Annotated in this window: 10 protein-coding genes; 6 read left to right on the top strand and 4 right to left on the bottom strand. The window is 36.1% G+C overall.

What is annotated here, in order from left to right:
- Positions 1-28 precede the first annotated feature (28 nt).
- The 3 genes from CG11_RS17205 to CG11_RS17195 all read left to right on the top strand — a co-directional run bounded on the left by CG11_RS17205 (position 29) and on the right by CG11_RS17195 (position 1,643).
- Complete coding sequence (locus CG11_RS17205; RefSeq protein ID WP_052598048.1) at positions 29-355, top strand: 2Fe-2S iron-sulfur cluster-binding protein; 327 nt, start codon at positions 29-31, stop codon at positions 353-355.
- A gap of 377 nt (positions 356-732) precedes the next feature.
- Positions 733-1,212, top strand: coding sequence for a thioredoxin-dependent thiol peroxidase (bcp, locus tag CG11_RS17200; protein ID WP_052598047.1), 480 nt, complete (start codon positions 733-735; stop codon positions 1,210-1,212).
- Positions 1,212-1,643, top strand: a complete 432-nt coding sequence (locus CG11_RS17195; protein WP_052598046.1) for a PaaI family thioesterase — start codon at positions 1,212-1,214, stop codon at positions 1,641-1,643. The genes bcp and CG11_RS17195 overlap by 1 nt, the downstream gene beginning before the upstream one ends.
- Before the next feature lie 154 nt (positions 1,644-1,797).
- Here the strand turns inward: CG11_RS17195 and CG11_RS17190 are convergent, their stop codons facing one another.
- Entirely contained in the window at positions 1,798-2,574 is a 777-nt protein-coding gene (locus tag CG11_RS17190) for a hypothetical protein (RefSeq protein ID WP_052598045.1), read from the bottom strand.
- A 351-nt stretch (positions 2,575-2,925) separates the two neighbouring features.
- Here CG11_RS17190 and secA point away from each other — a divergent pair, with 351 nt between their 5' ends.
- Positions 2,926-6,267, top strand: coding sequence for a preprotein translocase subunit SecA (gene secA, locus CG11_RS17185; RefSeq protein WP_052598044.1), 3,342 nt, complete (start codon positions 2,926-2,928; stop codon positions 6,265-6,267).
- 373 nt (positions 6,268-6,640) lie between these two features.
- Here the strand turns inward: secA and CG11_RS17180 are convergent, their stop codons facing one another.
- On the bottom strand, positions 6,641-9,643 hold the full coding sequence (locus tag CG11_RS17180) for a T9SS type A sorting domain-containing protein (RefSeq protein WP_052598043.1): 3,003 nt from the start codon (positions 9,641-9,643) through the stop codon (positions 6,641-6,643).
- A 400-nt stretch (positions 9,644-10,043) separates the two neighbouring features.
- Here CG11_RS17180 and CG11_RS17175 point away from each other — a divergent pair, with 400 nt between their 5' ends.
- Both CG11_RS17175 and CG11_RS17170 read left to right on the top strand, forming a co-directional pair.
- A complete protein-coding gene (locus CG11_RS17175) occupies positions 10,044-11,513 on the top strand; it encodes a hypothetical protein (RefSeq protein WP_052598042.1) in 1,470 nt (489 codons plus the stop codon).
- A gap of 166 nt (positions 11,514-11,679) precedes the next feature.
- Positions 11,680-12,492: a hypothetical protein gene (locus CG11_RS17170; RefSeq protein WP_156039810.1), complete on the top strand. Its 813-nt coding sequence runs from the start codon at positions 11,680-11,682 to the stop codon at positions 12,490-12,492.
- Positions 12,493-12,609: 117 nt separating this feature from the next.
- Here the strand turns inward: CG11_RS17170 and CG11_RS17165 are convergent, their stop codons facing one another.
- Positions 12,610-14,421, bottom strand: coding sequence for a hypothetical protein (locus CG11_RS17165; RefSeq protein WP_052598040.1), 1,812 nt, complete (start codon positions 14,419-14,421; stop codon positions 12,610-12,612).
- 37 nt (positions 14,422-14,458) lie between these two features.
- Positions 14,459-19,072, bottom strand: a complete 4,614-nt coding sequence (locus CG11_RS17160) for an MG2 domain-containing protein (protein WP_197043876.1) — start codon at positions 19,070-19,072, stop codon at positions 14,459-14,461.
- Positions 19,073-19,275 lie beyond the last annotated feature (203 nt).

Here is a 19,275-nt window from a genome sequence, read left to right as displayed (position 1 = left end):
CTAACTATTGTGCATAAAATTCGCAACCATGGACAACATGATTAAAGTGACGGTAATTGACCGTGAAAACAACAAACACGAATTGGAAGCTCCTACAGATATGAATATGAATATGATGGAGTTTTGTAAAGCTGCTGAATTGCCTGTTGAGGGTACATGTGGAGGAATGGCGCTTTGTGCAAGTTGCCACATGTATGTTGAAAGTGACCACGACTTATCTGACCCATCAGAAGATGAAGAAGATATGCTAGATCAAGCTTTTTTTGTAGAAGATAACAGCCGTTTGGGTTGTCAAATTCATTTACACGATGATTTAGATGGTTTAATTGTTCGTTTGGCTCCTGTTAGCGAATAAAACAAATTTATTAATCTTCAATAGTTCGTTGAAACCACGCAGTAGCAGCGCAGCTAAACTTTATTAGTTTGAGAATCAACAAGTTGCAAATCCGTTGCATTTTGTCTTAAGATTTTGATTATCAAACTAATATAAATGTGCTTTTTTACCAAAAAGATAAAAAAGTAAACAACTAAGCGATAGCGATCTCATGACCGCAGGGAATAATCAACGAACTACTAAATCTTAATAGCTTGCTATTTTATTCTTTGTGCTTCTGACTCTGTAGCACTAAAAGATTATTGATGCAAAACAGAATATCATCCAAGTATCTAATATAGCATTGCCCATAACTAGTAAAATAGCAAGCTATTGTCAACTATTATAATAAAAAAACAATGGCAGTAACACTCAAAGAAGGCGATAAAGCGCCTGATTTCAAAGGACTAGACCAAGATGGCAACACCATCCAATTAAGTGATTTTAAAGGCAAAAACCTCATTCTTTATTTTTATCCAAAAGATAATACGCCTGGTTGCACCAAAGAAGCATGTAATCTTAGAGATAATTATACCTATTGGCTCGAAAAAGGATATGCAGTAGTGGGCGTAAGTCCTGATACAGCTGCATCGCACCAAAAATTTATAGAAAAATTTGAGTTACCTTTTCCGCTAATTGCCGATACGGACAAATCTGTTATGGAAGCCTATGGCACATGGGGCGAAAAAAACATGTATGGAAATATCAAAATGGGAGTTCTAAGAACTACTTTCATTATTGATGAAGAGGGGAACATTACTAAAATTTTTAAACGCCCTAAAAATGATGCTCATACAGAACAAATTACACAGGGATTAGAAAAATTAGGTAAACTATAATGAAAGCTGATTACATCCAACAATTGAAAGAGAATCTTGGTCAAAAAATGGGCGAATACCTTCCTGGCTTAGGGGCTTGGTTAAATGGTGCCGTAACAGCAATCACAGAAGAAGGAGATGTAGAAATTGCATTCGAAGTTCGTGAAGACATGCTCAACCCTATGGGGGCAATCCACGGTGGTGCCGTCGCTGCAATCATTGATGAAATACTAGGTTTCCAATTGTTTCTAAAAAGTGATAAAGATGCTGCCTATGTCTCGATGACCATGAATATAGATTTTCTGAAAGGAGCTAAAGTGGGTGAAGTCATTACTGGCATTCCTAAGGTTATTAGAATAGGAAAACGCACCGCTAATGTTCGTTGTATTCTTAAAAATGAAAAGGGGCAACTAATTGCTCAAGGTGTTTCTAACTTTATGCGAGTCGTCTAATTTACACTTACAGGTTACTATAGAGTGAGGCTGTTGAAAAATAATTTTACAATCAATCAGAGTAGTCGTTTTCAGTTTACGTGCTACACTGCTTTATTCAATTGTATTGTAACTTGCTCAACAGCCTCGTTTCAATGAATTCTGTTTTTTATTATCACTCGTAGTTATTTTTCAATGCTTCAAACTCTTGGACAGAATAAATATTAGCCAATCGCACAATTTCTGTCTCCTCTGCCCCTGCTGTTTTTGTTTCCTTGTAGACCAAACCAATCCCTTTGGCATAAACTTCGATACTTGCTTTCTTTTGATTCCAAAAACCACCTCCTTCTGTATTTTCTATATCATACAAATCTGTTGCAGTAAAAGCAATCGCATCAAGAGTTTCGCCCTTGTATTCGTAAGATAATTTTTTATTAAATTTTCGATCACGAATCAGTTTAACAGTTAGAAAATCAGGAGGAAGTTTCATTTCGCAAACAAAACGATATGCCATGGCAGAATCTAATGCTGCATAAAAGGGAAACACAACATTTTGGCTAACATTGTTGGGATATTCTTTAAGCGTTTGGCTAATACTATCCATCACCCAAAAGGTATATTCTTGTGTAATAACACCGTCTTTTATAATCCATTCTTTTATGGATTGGTTTTGCTGAAAATTAGGCGCATAATACTTAGAAATTAAGTAACTCGTTCCACTTTCGGCGGGTTCTGCTTTTAGGGACAGATAATGAGATAAATAAGCTTCCCCTTCATTCTCTAAAACATATTCATATACCTTTTCTTCTGATAAGGTTTCTATAGGGTAATAATATGCTTTAGTATAGAAAGTCGTGTCATTTGGAGTTGATTCTTCTGTCTGTTGGGTTGTGTCATTGGATTCGCAACTAAAAAGAATAAGAAGCAATAAGCAACTGATAAAATAAGGCATGAAATTTACTGTTTTGAACAACTGAGTGAATATAAAAAGCTATTACATTGCTTTTCAACACCAATGTGCTTTTGCAAAATAAGCTAGCATTATGGCGAAAATTACGATTTAAGTGCCAAAAAGTCGATAAAAAATTACAATTTTTGCCAATATGGCATACATAATACAGATGGAATAAAATGTGATAGCAAAATTAAATGTTATATTTGCTACAATGTTGAGTCAATAGCAAGTACTCTTATTCAGAACAAACTGTTAACTCTGAATTTCCCTCAACATCCTAATAAGAAAATTATTCATTTTAAGTAATTGATAATACCCTTGACAATTGCTTCATAAACTAAAGAAAACATGTTTGGTTTTTTAAAGAAACTATTTGGTGATAAATACGATCGTGATATTAAAACGATTCTACCCATTGTAGAAAAAATTAAGGATGAATATGCAAAATTAACATCCGTTTCCAACGATGTATTGCGCAACAAAACCCTTGAATTTAAAGATCGTATTGCCGAGCATCTAAAAACCATTGACAGTGAAATTGCAGCGATTCAATCGGATATTGATGCAACAGAAGATGTTCTGAAAAAACAAAATTTATTTGCTGAGATTGATACTCTAAAAAAAGAAAGAGACGAGGAAATAGAAGTTGTTTTGAATGAAATTCTACCAGAAGCATTTGCTGTGGTAAAAGAAACTGCTCGCCGTTTTGCCGAAAATGAATCTTTAGAAGTATCTGCCACCGATATGGACAGAGAATTGGCTGCTCAACAAATGGGTAGTCCCAAACCTTTTGTATCAATTGATGGAGACAAAGCAATTTGGAAAAACTCTTGGATGGCTGCTGGCAATGAAGTGACTTGGAATATGGTTCATTACGACGTTCAGTTGATTGGAGGGATCGTTTTGCACCAAGGAAAAATTGCAGAGATGGCTACAGGAGAGGGAAAAACATTGGTTTCGACTTTGCCTGCGTACTTGAATGGTTTGGCTGGCGAAGGGGTACATTTGATTACTGTAAATGATTACTTAGCCAAACGGGATGCAGAATGGATGGCTCCTATTCACAACTTCTTGCAACTGACAGTAGATTGTATCGATAAATACAGACCTCATTCTCCTGAACGTAAAGCGGCTTATCGTGCTGATATTACTTATGGTACTAACAATGAGTTTGGTTTTGACTACTTGCGTGATAATATGGCGCACAAACCCGATGAAATTGTACAGCGTAAGTTTCACTTTACAATGATTGATGAGGTTGACTCTGTTTTGATTGACGATGCTCGTACGCCTTTAATTATATCGGGTCCTACGGCTCAAGATAATCGTGAAGAGTTGTTTACTGCTCTAAAACCTGCCGTGCAACAACTAGAAGCAGTGCAACGCAAACTAGTTGGAGAATTATTGCGAGAAGCAAAACGATTGATCGCAGAAGGAAATACCAGCCCCGAAGAAGGTGGTGGTGGTTTGGCATTGTTCCGTGCATACCGTGGATTGCCCAAACACCGTGCATTAATCAAATATTTGAGTGAGCCTGGGGTCATGCTAATCATGCAAAAGACAGAGAACTTCTACATGGCTGAGCAGTCTAAGCACATGCCAAAGGCGGATGCACCTCTGTATTTTGTTATTGAAGAAAAAAATAGATCGGTTGAGCTAACGGATAATGGTCGTATGCTCTTAGGTAAAGGTGCTGGCGATGATAGTCTTTTTGTAATGGATGACATTGGAACAATCCTTTCGGATATTGACAAAATCGAAGGATTAAGTCAAGAGGAGATTGTTGCTAAAAAAGATGAAGCTCTATTGGCTTTTCAAGCCAAAAATGAGCGTTTGCATGCCTTGCGTCAATTGCTAAAAGCCTATACCTTGTTTCATAGAGAGGATGAGTATGTTGTGATGAATAATGAGGTAAAAATTGTAGATGAGCAAACAGGACGTATCATGGATGGACGTCGTTTCTCTGATGGTTTGCACCAAGCACTAGAAGCAAAAGAGAGTGTTAAGATCGAAAAAACTACTCAAACTTATGCTACCATTACGCTTCAAAACTTCTTCCGTATGTACCATAAATTAGCAGGTATGACTGGTACGGCAGAAACCGAAGCACAAGAACTTTGGAATATCTATAAATTGGATGTAGTTGTTATTCCTACCAATCGTCCAATTGTTCGTGATGATAGAAATGATTTGGTCTACAAAACAGAACGAGAAAAAATTAATGCAATTATTAATGACGTTGTTGAATTGACCAAAAAAGGACAACCTGTGTTAGTGGGTACTACTTCTGTCCAACAATCGGAGATGTTAAGCCGTTTGCTCCAACTTCGCAAAATTGAGCACAATGTTTTGAATGCAAAACAACACGCTCGTGAGGCAGATGTTGTTGCTGAAGCAGGTAAAGCAGGGCAAGTAACTATTGCTACCAATATGGCTGGTCGTGGTACGGATATCAAGATTTCGGATGAAGTTAAAAAAGCAGGTGGTTTGGCAATCATTGGTACAGAACGCCATGATTCGAGACGTGTCGATAGACAGTTGCGTGGTCGTGCTGGTCGTCAAGGAGATGTCGGGATGTCTCAATTCTATGTTTCTTTAGAAGACAAACTAATGCGTTTATTTGGGTCTGAGCGTATCTCTAAATTGATGGACACAATGGGGCATCAAGAAGGAGAAGCATTGCAACACAAAATGATTACGAATGCCATTGAACGTGCTCAAAAACGTATTGAAGAAAATAACTTTGGAGTTCGTAAACGCTTGTTGGAATACGATGATGTTATGAACATTCAACGGGAATCTATTTACAAAAAGCGTAATAATGCCTTGTATGGAGAACGTTTGGCGATCGATCTAAACGATATGTTTGACCAAGTAGCTGTGTCTTTGGTAACTACTCACAAAGTCAACAACGATTATAATGCCTTTGCTCAAGATGTGATTCGTTATTATGGCTTTGAGACCAATATTACCGAAAATGAGTTTAGAAGCGAAACAGTACTAGACAAGTTAATGGATAAATTGTACAATCAAGCTGCAAGAACGTACAAAGCTAAATTTAGCGACATTGCTCAACGTCTAATGCCTATTATTAACCGCGTTTACAATGACCCCAATACCAACTACCAAAAAATTGGTATTCCTTTTACTGATGGTACCAAAGGAATGGAAATAGGGGCAGACTTAAAAGCAGCTATTAGCACAAATGGCAAATCCTTGGTTAATGATATCGAAAAATCAATTACTTTAGGCTTGATTGACAATGCATGGAAAGAGCATTTGCGTGATTTGGACGAATTAAAAGATCAAACTCAATCGGCTTCTTTTGAGCAAAAAGATCCTTTGGTTGTTTATAAAATTCAAGCTTCTAAACTTTATGAGTTGTTCTTGGATAGAATTAGCAAAGAAATCACTAGCTTCCTATTCAAAGGAGGTATTCCTATTCAAGAATCGGAAGATGTACACGAGGCTCAAGAGGTAGAAGTTGATAACGAAAATCTACAAACAAATATTGAGGCTCAAAAAGAAGCAGAGGAAATGCAACGTCGTGCTGCGCAAAATGCTAATAATGCAACACAAACAATTGAAAAAGTAAAAACATTCAAACGTGACACAGAAAAGATAAAACGTAATGATCCTTGTCCTTGTGGAAGTGGCAAGAAATACAAACAATGTCACGGCAAAAAATAAAACAACAAACTAACATTATGATTATCAGTAAGCTAAAATTCAAATACGTGTAAAATCTAGTTACTGACAATCTGGTTTTTATAGTTTTATATGGGTGGTTAAAATAGAGAGAATCCGTTCTACTATTTTGACCACCCTTTTTAGTAACTAGTAGTTCGTTACGGGGTTTTAACAAACTATTGTATAATCTAAGGAACACCAACAAAGAAGGATTATTATCTCACTTGATGAGAGATTATGCAGAACAGGTAATAATGCAGACTGTTTGTTCTAAAACATAAAAGAGGAGAAGGCTTGCGCCTTCTCCCATAGCAATACAGCAATTGCTATCATGAAACACTCAGGGGGAAATTTCTTATCTATACAGACGAATTCATTCTTGTTTTACAAATATCTTATTGTGGTTTTCCCCATCTTCAAAGCTCATTTGTATCATATACGTTCCTTGTGGCAATTGTACAGTCTCCTCCAAGGTCGTCACTCTATGAGCGATTAGCTTCTTTTGCTGATTGAATACAAGTTTACCTTCCATAGTATAAATATGAATACTTACGTTCCTATCTTCTAAAGCATCGGAGTAAATAAAAATATGATCTGTTGTTGGATTGGGATAAATCATCCATTTTTTATCATTAGTAACCCCACGAACTGTTTTAATTGGACTGTAACTGACTTGCCCATCGCAATCTACTTGCTTAAGTCTGTAGTAAGTATTTCCTTCATAGGTATTTTCATCTAATAACTCATAAGAATGTAAAGCGTTGGAAGTACCATTTCCTTCGACCCAAGCAATCTTAGTAAAATCATTTTCATTATCAAACAAGCGCTCTACATCAAATCCTTTGTTGTTAACCTCCCCCAGAGTTTGCCATTTGAGTTGAACCATTGTCGCTGTTTCTCTTTCTGCCATCAATTCAAGCCAATCTAGTGGCAAATTCAAACTTGAGGTATTGACCATTTCAAACTGAGTATTATTTTGATGGTCTTTATAAAAACGAAGCATTTTAGTTGCATTAGGCAGGACTATTTCTAAGCTATCGTGTGTAGGATTCCAATTAGTTATGGGTAATGTATCTCCAAGAGTATAGGGAAATAACAATACTTTAAAATTGGGACTGACACTATTGCTCTCTACAATTAACCTATGGCGAATCCAGTTGGGGTTAGAATTATACGTAGCTCCTGTAAAAAAATTTATGTAAGGTATTGTATCTATTATTCCAGGAGGTTGACTTGCGGTATAATTTTCATTCTGCAACACCCTTACCAATAACCTTCTATTGCCTACTCCTACTGGCTCTTTTAAAATTATATCGCATTGATAATTGCTATCTAATAAATTAACAGAATAATGGTCTAAAGTGAGATCACGAGCAATTTGAGCCATCCACTTGTACTGATGTACCAATGAATCTTTCTTGATATCATCTACAATAAGTAGCATAGGCTGCGCCCCTTTTATCAACCCTACATTTCGAACTACTTTTTCCATAGGATTATAAGGTCGTTTCACCATTCGTTCTAAACGACCTGCGCGACTCCAATGTGGGTAATCATAAAACGGAATATTATAATGTGGATCTGAATGAGGCGTTACCAAGAAATCATTCCATGTTTCCGTTACTCGCTGCCAACCGTTATTTCCCAACCAAGGATGATTGGAGCCTAAGGGGCGAGCCGACCAATGCCACTCCCAAGTATAAGCATAAGTAGCATCCCCAGCTACTGAGGATAAATCTGAATTGATTCGATGCCCTAATACAGTAGCTGGCTGTCGACACTTATCTCCATCTGGGTCGCCAACGCCGATTCCCAATCCATCCACTAAAACCATGGAATGAAAGTCCGAAGGTTGAAATGGACTTCCTCCAAAGGTTTTTCGAACCCAAATACGCCCCAACGCACTCATTGTAAAGTCCAAGCGATCGCCATGTGTATGACCTCCCATATCTTGTCTTGCATGAAACTGCATAGCCATTGCCTCTTTATCTGTTCCTGATCGAAATGTAGCCAACCCTCTATCCATCGCAATATATTCTGTTGAAATGGTTTGATCAGCTTGACTTTGCCAGCTACTTGTTGAGTAATCACGAGCAAATACAGCTGCGGGTATCAAATAGGTGTTGTAACTACCTCCTGGTTCTATTTGAGCATAAACATAACCTTCTGAATCATTACGATAAAAAGTAGAAATATAATTTCTCCAAACAAAATCTACTTTATTACTATTCGGAAAAATCCATTTTAAACCAACAGCATCAGAAGAATTAAATTTATACTGCCCCCATACGGGATGGTGTCCTGAACCTCCCCAAACATCATAGCTAGTAAATCCCTTTCCAAAAGGTTGTGTAATCGCAGGTAAAAACTGCTCTCCATAAGCTCGTACATGTGGGTGTGAAAGTAAACTATATCCTCGTTTTGCCATTGCAATTAGAGTCGTTACAAACATATAGTTTTTACCCAAACCCTCGTACCCTGCCCCAGATGGATACCAACCATAAGTGATAAAGTTATGTGCCACGCGCATCCATTCACGAGTCAATTGGGTTTGATATCCTAGTTCCCCCTCTATAGCTAAATTGGTAATAATCTCAAACCCATTTAAGGTTGCCCAATTGCTTGTATTGGCATAACATGCCAAATTGTGACCATGTCGAGGAACAATTGGTAGAGTTCGACTTAATGCCATCCGAATCGTATCTCTTTGATTAAGACTTAGATTGTTGTAATTCAAATCATAACACATTGCCATATGTGTCCCACCTACCAAGTTATAGGTTGTAGGACCTAGGTTAGGATCAGCCAATGCTAAGGTTGCCCAATAATGCATTGCATTGGCTAAATCTTGTGCTCTTGTTTGGTAACTGATTCCCACATCAGGGTCTGTTTGACCAGCATACAATAGACACATAAAAGCTTCTAATGACATCAAAGTAGCCGTTCGTTGGCGATGTTTTAGACTTGCTCCATTCCATACGCTAGGATCACGATTTTTTAATTTATCGTAATAAGCTCCCATACTCCATGCGCCACTATTTTCGATATATCGATTTCCATCTGGATCTAACGCATAGGGTTGATTTTGGCTATAAGCTCCTCGTAAATGCAACAAGGTAGTATAAGCGTGAATAGTAGCTTTAATGGCTTGACCACTTAGAGTACTATCCAAGCGCTGTTTAATGGCTGGAATTTCTGAAGGTCCAAAATAAACTCGAGGGTGCACTCCTATTGCTGGTGCATGAACAATGTCAACTAAATCTGTAGAATCCCAGTGTACTAGTCGGTTTCCTAAACCTGTATAATCGTCTGAACTATAGCTACTCCATTCATACACAAATCCTCCTCGCTGAGTTGCTTGACTATACCCATTCATACAACAGAATATCACTACAATTATCAACAAAAATCGTATCATATTTCTTCCATTCTAAGTTGTTCAATAAAATAACTATTAATAGATATTCCTTGCCTAAAAAAAGTTAAGTTCAACTACCAATTGCTTTTATTTACACAATAAGAATAAATGAAAGTTTCAAAAAAGAATAATCTATTTTGGATAATTTAATTTATCTTAAACCAAAGATAAAACCACCACAATACTCTAATTGTCAACAACTAACCTTAAATAAATTTGTCGTTTTAAAATTAAAGTTGTAATTTATTAGATCTCTCCAAAAACTATGTTCCCTCTTAGAGTTTAGTAATTTTACTTCAAATTTAAAGGCTCTAAGCCACATTTTTTCTATTCAATATTTAGATCAAATCAATGCAACATGATACTTCAAGAAATATTTGACATCATCTCCAATATGAACAAAAAAGAAAAATCTTTTTTCGTTCGATATGCAAAAATGTATAGCAATGATTCTGACAAAAGACATTACATTTTATTGTATGACAAGATTTATCAACAAACACAGGAAGGACGACTAAATGAAAAAAAATTATTGAAGCAGATTGGAAGTAAAATTGATTTAAAGAATTATAGTAATTACAAAAGGTATTTACATCAACAACTCTTACAAAGTTTGGTCATTCATCACAAAAATGCCAACTCTTCTATGGCTATCAATAATGCCATTCAAACGATACGAGTGCTTTATAGCAAAGGCTTGACCTCAATAGGCAGTCGTTTGTTGAAAAAGACAAAGGTCAAAGCAAAAAGGTTAGAAGATTTTGGTAACCTAATTTATATTATCAATTTACAATCTAATGTTACTGCTAGCAAAAACAATTCGTATCATTTGCTAAAAACAGAACGTGATTTGGCCATTCAACAATACGATCAAATCAATGAATTGCACCTATTCAATGAACGCTGTTTTGACTTCAATGTAAAAGAATGTTTTTTTACATTGAACGACCCTCGCTTCAAGGAGTTGTACAACAATCCGCTCTTGGCAGATGAGACAAAGCTTTTATCCAACAAAGCAAAAGCTTATTTTTGCATGACCAAATCTCTATTATTATTTATGGCTTGCCAGTTTGAAAAAGCTAGGTCATTTCAATATAAAATACTGGAAATAATAGAAAAACAGAAAATAATAGAATCTACCTTAATAACGGTTTATCAAAATATTATATACCAATCCTTATTCATGGATGATTTTGAGACGTATCATTTTTTTGCAGACAAAATGCAAAAAAAAGTACTCGAAACGCCTTCTCCTTTTAATATGATTTCTCATCAGCGAACCTTGCTATTTTATTATCGAATTACTCAAAAGCATCAAGAAGGAATGGATTTGTTAGATATCATTGGTCCTGAATATTTAGAACAGACTAATCGACCTTTAAATCTATTAGAGTCTTTCTTGGTTACGGAAGTTATCCCTTACTTGTGCACTGTAAAAGAGTATGCTATTGCTTTGAACTGGATTAATTATTGGCACAACTTGCCTGCTTCGAACTTTATTGTTCGATATAAACTTGTCATAAAAGTACTAGAAATTATTGTCCACTTAGAATTAAATAACTTCTTACTAATTCCACATTTATTAAATTCATTAAAAAGAGAGCTAAAAAAACAAATCTCAATTGGTGACTTTGAAAGAGCTTTAATCGATTTTTTTAATAAGAGTTCTAGCCAATTTAGTGACACTCAAAACTATCAAAACTTAATACAGAGCACTCTAATTAAAATTGAAAATATTGGTCGTTTTCCTAAAAATACTTTCTGGTTTCAATTTTTTGACTTCAAAAAATACCTACAACAAAAACTCCAGCAACCTCTTTCCTCATGAGGTATTCAGATACTTTTACATTCTATCTTTCAAGCATTAAAACGTTCTTAAAAACAAATTTGGCATCCTTTTGGAATTATACAAAGCAAATGAAACGATAAAGAACAATTTTTCAATAGTCTTTTCTTTTACACAAAAGATTATTCCATATAAAAACATGCTAGATATGAAAAAGGATAAATTTGTATCGGAAAAAGAAGAAGAAAACAAGAAAAGAGGATTAATCATTACTTTTTTTGTGCATGCTGTTATATTGTGTTTGGCGATTCTTCCACTAATGGGAGCCATTCAAAATGTTGAATTAGCAGATAATACGGTTGAGTTTGCCGATTTAGATGATATTTTAATTGAAGAGCCAGATGTTCAATTTGTAGATAATGTTGATGACAAAGCACGCAAAAATGAATCTAATGAACCTAGTGAAACAAAGGAAGAAGAACCTACTCCTGAACCTACTCCCGCTCCAGAACCTGAGCCTGAACCAGCACCTGTTGAAACGGTAGAAGATAACGAAGCTCCTGTGGTTACACCTGCTGAAGTTCCTAATGATAACGATGTTAAGTTTGACGAAACACCTCCCAAAGTGGATCCTAAACCAGATCCTAAACCAACGCCTTCTAAACCATCGGGTAGTGCATCAGATAAAAATAAACCTGGCGGTAAAGCTACAAACAATTCGGATGCTAGTGGCGATGGAGGAAATGATGATAATTTGCAAGAAGGTGTTTTTGGTCGAAAAGTAATGCAACGTCCTAATATTAAAGGGTTGACTAAAACGAAAGGTAAAATAGCAATCAAGGTTTGTGTGAGTCAAGAAGGTACTGTTATTGCAACCAAGTACTTACAAAAATTTTCGACCATCAATGAAGCTAAATTAATTGCCTCTGCGATGCGTGCTGCTAGACGTTATAAATTTGATGTAGATTATACTGCTCCCAAAAAGCAATGGGGCAAATTAACCTTTATCTTTGATATTTAACATCGAGCTTAGATAGACTGCTATCTATTCCAACTACTAAAATATGAACGGTCATTGCTCAAGGGCGATGATCGTTTTTTTATGAAAGAGAAGCCTGATATTTTCAAGAATGCGGTACTAAAACACATATGTGAAACCGCCATAGTATCGGCGTCCTACAGTAGAGTTCCAAAACAATCCGCCATCAAAATTTTGATCAAAAGGTTGGCTCGCACTAATAAATGATAAGGGTTGCACTTCATCCAAGATATTATCAATCCCAAAATAAAAAATGAAATTCTTCCATTTTGTTTGTCTCTGAATCCAAGCATAAAGCGGAAAATTAAGCTTAAAATCCCATCGACTAACACTCGGAGATTGTAATGGATAAGGAGTTCCTATTCCTGTTTTAACAGCAACATTGGGCAACCGTTGAGGACCATACCAATGAAATTGACTAGTAATATCGCAGATATAAATATCTCGAATATACAAACGATAATCAAGCGCTAGTAAGAGATTGTGCATTGAGTAAAGAGGCTCTCTAACGTATTGGTTGTTGATGGTAGAATTAATAAAATCTAACCTATAGTCAATATTTATCCCCAGTTGTGGTTTTGACAATCGAATTTGACCATCTAATTCAAAGGATAATTTTTCAGCACGTCCATTTTGGTTATAAAACGACAATTTGTAGGCATCGCTATCCATATCTAAGATTACTTTATTTTGGTAGATAGTATGATAGACTTGTAAATTCAATGCCGTATAAAAATCCAGTCCCAAACGAACCCAATTGCCATAATGAACAGATGCCCCATAATACCAAGCCCTTTCAGGCAATAGTGGTTCTTTTATCTTTACTTCTCTGTTACTAATCAAAAATTGAGCATTTTCACTCAATACATTAGCATAACGCATCCCCGAACCACCAAATACATTAGCACTTAAAGACTTTAATATCGTTGCATCAAACCGAAGGTGTGGCACAAAAATCCAACGAGCTAAATTATGATAAGCAACATTAATACGAGTAGATAATTTGAATTTTTTGCCAAAAAAAGTTTCATATCCAACATAGCCTCCACCAAAAGACTCCTTGCGTTCTATTTGCAGCGAGTCTAAGTTTTCTTGAATGGTTTGATAACGGTAATTGACACCAAATTGAAACAAATCAAAACCATTTTCTAAACGGTAGCTATACTGGGCTTTGCTGTCAACGCTCCACTCCTTGCCTTTATATTGACGCAAACCATAATAATTGTTTTGAGTATGATCAACCATCCTAAAATTAATAAGCAGCATATCTTTCCCTCGTGTTGCAATATAATTAGTCGATTCTCCGATCCAATGCATTACTCCCATTCCATGTCCATAAGCATTTCTAGTCAGAAAATCGGTTGCTTTGTTGAACTGCACTTCCCCGCCTTGAGTCTCCATCCCCAAAAACCAAATATTATTAATTGACGTAAACTTTTTTAAGTGAATAGACCAAGCATTTTGTAAGAAGAGGCGCTTCTTTAAATTCAAATCAAGATAATTATCTTGATTAAAATCATTGCGCTGATTGTTCCAATGCCCGTTTAAACTCAAATGACCAGTCACCTTTTTGAATACCATGCTACCTCTGAAACTAACGTCTAGCTCTCCTAAATTAGATCCTTTAACATCTAGTCGAAAAGATTTATTTCTCAACGAACTTAGTTTTGGTTTTACAGCTCCAAAAAGTCCCTGTATATCCTCCAAAGCATTGGTTCTCTTATATTCTACAATCCAATTGGAAGGTATGTTTCTAAAAAGAATAAATTTCCCGAGTCCTGTTTCATCAAATAATTTAGTTCGCTGAATACTTCGTCCCAGATAATAGCGTATGTAAACATCCTCCCCAAGAGACTGCGCCATACTTGCACTGCTAATTAATATAAAAATTAATAATAATAATTCCTTCATGTGGTGGATTTGGTGGTTTTAGGAGGTGATAACCCAACTAATTTACCTGAATACTAGCCCCTTCTAACCAATACTTATATTCATCTCCATAGTACAAATATGTCGTATTAGCTGGTGCGGTATAGTGTCCTGGAACTTCTGTTTTTAAATCTAAGGAAAGCGTTTTTGTTTCTTGACCATCCAATTCTCTATAATACAATATTAAATAATTATCTTTCAATTCATAAAAAGCAAATTGTTGTTTTTCTTGCAAATCTTTTAATTGCCAAGCTTGAACAGACAAACCTGCGGGAATACCAATCCATGCCATTGTAGAAGGCACCGCTTCGTTGTTGGAGTTTTGAACAGTCACATCCAAACGTACTGTTTCTCCTACTTTAGCTTCTTTTTTATCAAAAGTACTGGTTACCATCAAAGGGCATTCGGCAGCACTTTCAGGTATTTTGGAAGTCCATGAAACATCAAAGCTATAGGGTAATCCTTGAGTAGCAGCATCAAACTTAACCGCCACAATATTCTGTCCTTCTACAAAATATTGATGCAGATCGGTTACTAGTAAGTTTCCTTTTTGATGTTTGCGATACAAGTCCTTCCATACAACCTTGCCATTGATCTCCACTTGTATCGATTTGTCTTCCTGTTGTTTAAGAACACTACTCGTGTAAGCACTCAACGCTTTTAATGCCATGACGGTTGATTGAGTAGAGCCAAAACGACCGTATTGGCGTTTGCTCAATAGGTACTCTACAATTTTTACTATTAATGCTTCATTTCGATGTTCAGACCTCAACATAGCTAAGGCAGCAAAAGAAAGTGTTTCTATGTTCAATGCCTTTCCATAAGAATAAGTTACAGTTGACTCTGCGAAAACATTTTCTAGCCCAAGTTTTAGAATCATATTTTGAATGTTTTTCAGTAGGTTTTCAGCTCGTTCTTGATTTCCAATGTTAAAATGGGTCAATGCCGCTAAACTCATTCGATACAAATCTTCACTTGCAATAGCTTCTCTAGTCATTGCCTCCACTTCTTTGTGAATTCCTTTTGTATTAACTTCTGACAACGCCCAAGTAATATAAGCATTAAATAAAGCAGGTTTGTTTCCACTAAATCCATACTTGCCTACATTTTGCTCAAAGCCGCCTTTTCCATTTCTTCGACTCAACAAGTAGTTTTTGGTCCGTTCTATAATGCCTGCCTCAACCTCGTACACCTCTTGCATATCTTTGAACTGTACCAAACCATAGGCCGTCAAGCCTTCGTGTGCAGGTGCTCGACCATACCATTCAAAACCACCTCCATTAATTTCATAAGCTGCTAATTTATGGTAACCTGTATGAAGGTATTCCAATGCTTTTTGGCGCACATCTACTTTTAACACTCCTGTTTGTTGCATCAACTGTAAAGCCAAAATATTGGGGTAATTGCTAGAAGATACCTGTTCAAAACAGCCACTAGGAGAGTTCAAAATACTCTCTACACCATCCATCAACCCTTCTAAAATATCTGGGTAAAACTTTAACGTTGAGGTCAACGAACCTTCATAAACATCCCTCAAAACAAACGTATCTACTTGCTCTAGTTCTTGCCCAGCCATAACAAAATCTACAGGAAAACCTTTGGCTGTTGTCTCAACGGTTTGAGTGATAAAATCGTTTAGACCATCAGATTCAAAACTTATATAAATAGGCGCTTTTCCTTGTTCAAATCTCACTTGATAAAGCAAATGAACCACCTGTTGTGTGTCCGCAGCAATAGAGATATTTTTAGAAGGCATTTCCAAAACATTTAAAAACGAAGGTACTTCTATCTTTAGCGCTCCAGCAACTGTTTTAGAACTATTATTTTGAAGTACAATTGGCATGCGTACTGTATCTCCAAAACTCAACACACTAGGTATCTTTGTTACAATATTAAATGGTAAAGAGGTAGAATAAGTATGTTCTTCGTGCACTAGTTGTCCTTCTGCATTATTTCCTTCCAAAAGGATTCGGAAGGTAGTTACCTCATCGGAGTTATAATAGCTCAAAGAAGCTTTGCCATTTTTATTGGTCTGAATACTCGGATTCCAGTAAATTGTCTTTCTAAAATCAGTTCGTTCAGGAGTTCCTCTTTTATTACTATAGTTAGGCTGATAAAACCTAGGGATACTTTTATATTGAAGATTTTTAGGCGCAACTTGAATCAAATACACACTAGGGCTTATTAGTTCCTCTTGAAAAGATGGCGTTACATTGTACCGATTATTCCTACCGCTATTCATTATCTCTATGTTGGAGGCTTCTACAACGACCGATTCTGTCGAAAGCATAACACTAGCAAGCGCTCGTTCAGAAGTCAAACCACTAGTGCTCAGCTCTATCCTTTTTGTATATTTATCGGCATTTCTACGTCTATCCCAATCCAATGAACGATTTTGAGGAACAGTATATGAAATACTATCCATAACAATTGGGCTACTCCGTTTATTACCTGCTGTCTTTTGTACTATTTTAGAATTGACATTGACAGGTGCTTTGCTCAATCTTCCTTCGTTTGAAAAAACATACCCTTCTTCATCTATTCGTACGGTATAGTTATGTTTAGTTTTGATAAGGCCATCAACAATCTTAAAATTTTTGGAAGTAGTAACCAAGCGACCATCTTCACTTACAATATCACTATTAACCACGTCAACTTGTTGATTGTATCGATCATATAATTTTCCATCTTCTTTCTTTTTATAATAACCTTGGTTGACAATTTGATCGTGGTAAATACCAGGCACCGTACGTTCCCAACTCAATCCTGGTTTTGAATATTGATTGATTCGAATGGACTGGTATTCTCCATGATAAGTGGTCGACAAAAAAGCAGGGAAACTAACTGTAACATTTTTAAATGTAAAAAAACCGTTGTCATCTGTTTGTGTCGTTGCCAATGCCTTTTTTTTGGTATAACGTGCTTGCCCTTCAGATAAAAATATAGTTTGTTTCTTACCCAATTGATCTCCAATTTTCACATACCCCGAAATTTCATTTGCCAAAATGGGGTAACGGATCGTCATGCGATTGGACTCTTCTAAGATAGTTTGCCACTCAAATCGCCGCCAACCATGTGTCAACAAAACATAATCTAAAGCGGCGGCGGCTTTCTCATTTTTAGGATCAAAATAAAAATTAGGTTCATAAATTTCTCCTTTTAATTCTGAACTCATCAATAAATAAGACAGAATATTATCCTGCTTATCATCTGCAAAAGTGTGCTGTTTGTCATCTACAACCGCCATCGAAAAATTTCCTTGTACGCCTCGTCCAGTTTCATCTTTAGCCCAAATATCTACGACCACCTTTTCTCTAGGCAAATAATCTTCTTTGTTGGTTGAAATATGAACCTTTAGTTTTCGTTGTGCATTAACAAATACCAATCGCTCAGCATGAACACGTTCTTTTTCATCTACAACAGTTAGTTGAACGATCCCCATTGGAAAATCCTCGGTAGAAAAAGCAACTGTATTCGCTCCTTTTACGGCTTTTATTTCTTGGGTATAAATTAAGTTACCTTGTTGTTGAGCTACGACAAAAACACGCTGTTCTTTGGGACTATAAAGGTCAAATTCTATTCTTTGATCCTGTTGTTTTTTAACAAAAATACCCAATCGATCTGTCTCTACAGATGGAACTTTCCACGTTTGACGGATGCCTACTGGTTGGGTAACTCTCAGCATATAATTTTCATTCTTTTCGGGCACCAATTCAAAAGTCCCCATTCCTTGATGAAAAGTACTAAACTCCTGAATTACATTTCCTGATTTATTGACAATTTCGCCTTTAATATCAGCAGGCTGACCAAACTCATTCAATACCTTGATGGCAATTCTATTCTTTTGATTGGCAACTACCGTTCCTCCCTCTGGCAATAGTTGTATATCTAAATTATTTAAGACAATAGGTGCCGACCGAGTAATAGACTCTGTTAATCCACTCTCCTCAAATTGCACATTTATCAAATTATTGGTTTCCGTCAGTTTATCTGGCAATTTATATGATAAAAGAGCCTTCCCATTATCGTCTGTTGTAGCTGTTTGATTCGTAACAAGTTGTCCGTTTAGTTGAACGGTATAAGTGAGTTTTTTGTGTGCTAATGCCTTATTATCCTTTGTTTTTGCCTTAAAAATTGCCACAACCTCATCACCTGCCCCATAGGCTTCTCGTTCAAAATCTAGCTGCATTAATACCTCTGGCAAAACCGTTTTCTGAACGGTTAACTCCTTCTCAAAATAGTTCTCTTCTCCAAAATTCTGCATCCAATAGGTATACACACGTAGTTTGTAAATACCTCCTATCGCATCTGGTTTTAACTTAAAGTATCCTTGAGCATACCCTCCCTTATTTTTCAAAATTAAAGCATCCGACTTTGTACCATTCGGACTATACAACTCCGCATAAACTTGTTCACTTAGCGTACTAGGAGCATTTTTAGCATTGGTCACAAAAACATTCCACCAGATTTCCTCATTGGGAGCATAGAATGTTCTATCTGTTTGTACATAAACCTTTTCCTGTGTATTTATACTATCGTAAGTTGTATATTTTTGCTGTATAGATTCTACTATTTGAGCTTTTATAGATTGGCAATACAAGCAAATTAAACAACAAAGTATCAACTGTTTCATATCCATTTTTTTATTGTTCATCTTACTTGTAAGATGCAAATTTGGCTTTAAATGGTGTATTAAGCCCACTTCAATAAGATAGGCATTAAAAATAAAAATAATTTTTGTCTATATTTTTTTCCAATAACAGCCAGTCTAAAAAAATCATTTAAATAAAAAATGAGCTGCCTAATTAATAGACAGCTCATAATACTTGATTTTTG

The sequence above is a fragment of the Aureispira sp. CCB-QB1 genome (assembly GCF_000724545.1).
In the GTDB taxonomy this organism is placed as follows: domain Bacteria; phylum Bacteroidota; class Bacteroidia; order Chitinophagales; family Saprospiraceae; genus Aureispira.
The sequence above is the reverse complement of the archived record's forward strand: the minus strand, read 5'-3'. Positions and strand labels throughout refer to the sequence as shown.